General features: G+C 45.7%; 2 protein-coding genes. One reads left to right on the top strand and one right to left on the bottom strand.

Annotated features, from left to right (window positions below; translation table 11 throughout):
• Positions 1 to 287 precede the first annotated feature (287 nt).
• Complete coding sequence (locus tag KKC1_RS05655) at positions 288 to 1,667, bottom strand: SEC-C domain-containing protein (protein WP_192868101.1); 1,380 nt, start codon at positions 1,665 to 1,667, stop codon at positions 288 to 290.
• 387 nt (positions 1,668 to 2,054) lie between these two features.
• Between KKC1_RS05655 and KKC1_RS05650 the strand changes: the two genes are divergently transcribed.
• A complete protein-coding gene (locus KKC1_RS05650; RefSeq protein ID WP_088553518.1) occupies positions 2,055 to 2,744 on the top strand; it encodes a manganese catalase family protein in 690 nt (229 codons plus the stop codon).
• Positions 2,745 to 2,962 lie beyond the last annotated feature (218 nt).

Genomic DNA, 2,962 nt, shown 5'->3' with positions numbered 1-2,962 from the left:
TGGCGGTTCCCCTCTATAGCTTGGCGGTTCTCCTTCACATCACCATGAACTTCCTTTAAAGCCACCATCAGTTGATTAAGTATTAATTGAAACTCTTCCATTTTTTTATAAATGTTCCTGAATTCTACCCGTAATTCCCTCCTCAATTCTTGTATCTCATTTGTCCATTCCATGAATTGATCACCCCCGCGTTTCTCCTGGTAAGATTATACATCAAGCAGCGGGAAAAAATCAATTCTGAATCGCACATATGTTCTCTATGTTAATACCTCCTCAGCAGCGGTGTCTTAAGGCTGAACCTTGTTCAGAAGTACTTCTTCTTTAACCCGTCTCACGTGCTCAGCGGCCTCCGGCTTACCCATTTTCTCCAGATAACGGGCGTAGGCCTCAAGACCTTCTGGCGTATAAATCTGCTCCCAGGCAATACCAGGTCCTTTCTCATCACCCAGAACAGGCAGGGAAGCCTCCCGTCTTCCAAAGGCATGCGCCAGACATAAAACATAATGCATAAAATAAACCGTGGCTGAACTATCGACAAGGCTATCCCCAAAGCTTTCCTTTAAAACCTTCACGGCTTCCCGAACTTCTTCCGTCTCATCTTTCCCTTCATTATGCAGCCAATTATCCAAAAAAGTAACTGCAGTATCTACAAAGATTTCATAATCAATATCCCAGGCAGTTTCTACTAACAAACGATTAAGTTCATCGTCCGGAGAAAGGTCTTTCAACTTCTCGGAAAGGTCTTCGGCTGGAAAATCGCTTTTCCCTTCTTCCAGTACCCTTTTTGCCTGGTGTTCTACAGCTTTAAGTATTCCCCCCAGTACCGCGTAGGCCGGCAATTTGAATTCCAGCCTACCAGTTAATATCAGCCCTATAGCCGGCAACAGTTTAATATAATGACGTTGAGATATATCCTTTTTTATGATAGGATATTTTTCCAGTATTTCCTCCATAGTAACCTTTCCTTCATTCTCACGAAATTTCTCCAGCTCCTCCATGCCCTTCCAGGCCTCAAATATAGAAACCCGCACCACCGCTTCCCAAAAGGGATTAGTCGCTGTTCTTATCTTTTCGGAAAATAACTTCAAGGCGAAAAGCAAGGCAGCTCTTTCTCTTAATGCATACCCTTTCTGGCGTAAACCGAAAAATATCTTCCAGGCCAGATCACCATTCTCTTCTTCCCCCATTTTTTCAAGCCACTCTGTCATTACCGCCTCGAATACATTCTCAAAGGCTTCCCTATCCGGGTCTTGTCCTAATTCGGATACATGTTCATCAAGGTGTTCCGACAAATCTACGGCCTCGTCCAAACTGAGACGAATATGGCGAAAATACTCATCTTCTTTGAGCAAACGCATGAACTCGTTGGCCATCCCACTGAGAAAGGCAACCAGATCTTCTTCTTTTTCTTTTTGGAAAAAATTGTCTTCAATATAGCTTAAGGCTTCTTCCACCTCTTCAACTCCCGGCACCCTTTCATCTCTGTCGGGCCGTAGACCGCACAACGCCGCCAGCGCTTGGGCAAATGGCGGCTCCATCAAGCTCCAATCTTTTTCTCTCCAGGACATGTAATAATCCTCTACCGTGTTTCGGCAACACTTCTTGTACTTTCTCCCGCTGCCGCAGGGACAAGGCTCGTTCCGCTCAAAATCAAAATATCCCGCCAAATTTTTCACTCACCTTTGCTAAAATTTTTTTAGAACCACTTCCCTTCCAGAAATTTCGACTCTGAGCTTCAGTTTCCTGCCGGTGACAGGAAATTTTCCCTCTTTCCCCACATGACCGTAGCTAAAAATATTTGTTTCGGTCTGAAACGCCTGTCCCGCACGCAAGAACGCCGTCGCCTGGAAGAAGTACTGGAACTGGTAGGGATGCGGGACTCGCGGCGGGCAGCAGCAGCGCGTAGCTCTGGCCCGAGCTCTCCCGCCGAACCGTCCCTAATCGAAATGCAAAAAAATAGGAAGCATTAACATGAATTAGCCTGAATGAATAATGAATGCTTAACAAAATATAAACTTAAACTGATCATGATCAAAAAACAAGGGGGAACAGCGATGTTTAAACATGACAAACAATTGTTGGCTGAGGTTAAGGTGGAGCGGCCCAATCCCACTTACGCTACCATGCTGCAGGAACAATTGGGAGGCCCTCACGGCGAACTCAAGGCGGCTATGCAATATATCTGCCAAAGCTTTAGAATTAAAAATCCGGAAATAAAGGATGTTTTCCTTGATATCGCCGCCGAAGAAATGAGCCACATGGAAATGGTGGCCACTGCCATTAATCTATTGAACGGTCACGACCCAACCGCTACCAGTGCGACCGTTGGAAGCATTGAAAGCCATATTTTGAGTGGGTTGAATCCCATGTTAACTAACGCCTCAGGAGAACTCTGGACAGCCGCTTACGTTAATGTGACCGGCGACCTACCGGCAGATTTGTTATCAAACATAGCGGCAGAACAAAGGGCAAAAGTAGTTTACGAATACCTTCACCGCCAAATTAATGACAAATATGTCCGCCAGATGATCGATTTCCTACTCAACAGGGAAGAAGCTCATAATACCATGTTTCGCGAATGTTTCCAAAAGATTCAAGATACAGGTTCCAACAGAGACTGGGGAATTGACCAAAACGCCCGCCTGTATTTCGACCTATCCACGCCTGGAAACTATGTGGGCACCCAACTGCATGGTCCCACCCCTCCTTCGTTTAACAATCCTCAGAATCCGCCGCAACAATAGGAGTAGTCCAACTACTCCTTATTTTTTGGTCCATTCAACTTCGGTCTCCCGGCAGCACAAGTTCAATGTCCAGATGATAAACCTGTGAAGGGAGTATGAAGAGACCAGGAAAGCGAACACAAATTCTTTTCGGGATAGGACGTCCCGTTCCGCCTTTCATAGAAAAATATCTCTACTCAAGGCTTCCTGCTTCCACGACCGGGTGCTCGTAGACCAGT

This window comes from Calderihabitans maritimus (genome assembly GCF_002207765.1).
In the GTDB taxonomy this organism is placed as follows: Bacteria; Bacillota; KKC1; order Calderihabitantales; family Calderihabitantaceae; genus Calderihabitans; species Calderihabitans maritimus.
Note: the sequence above shows the minus strand (reverse complement) of the source record. Positions and strands in the feature narration are given on the sequence as shown.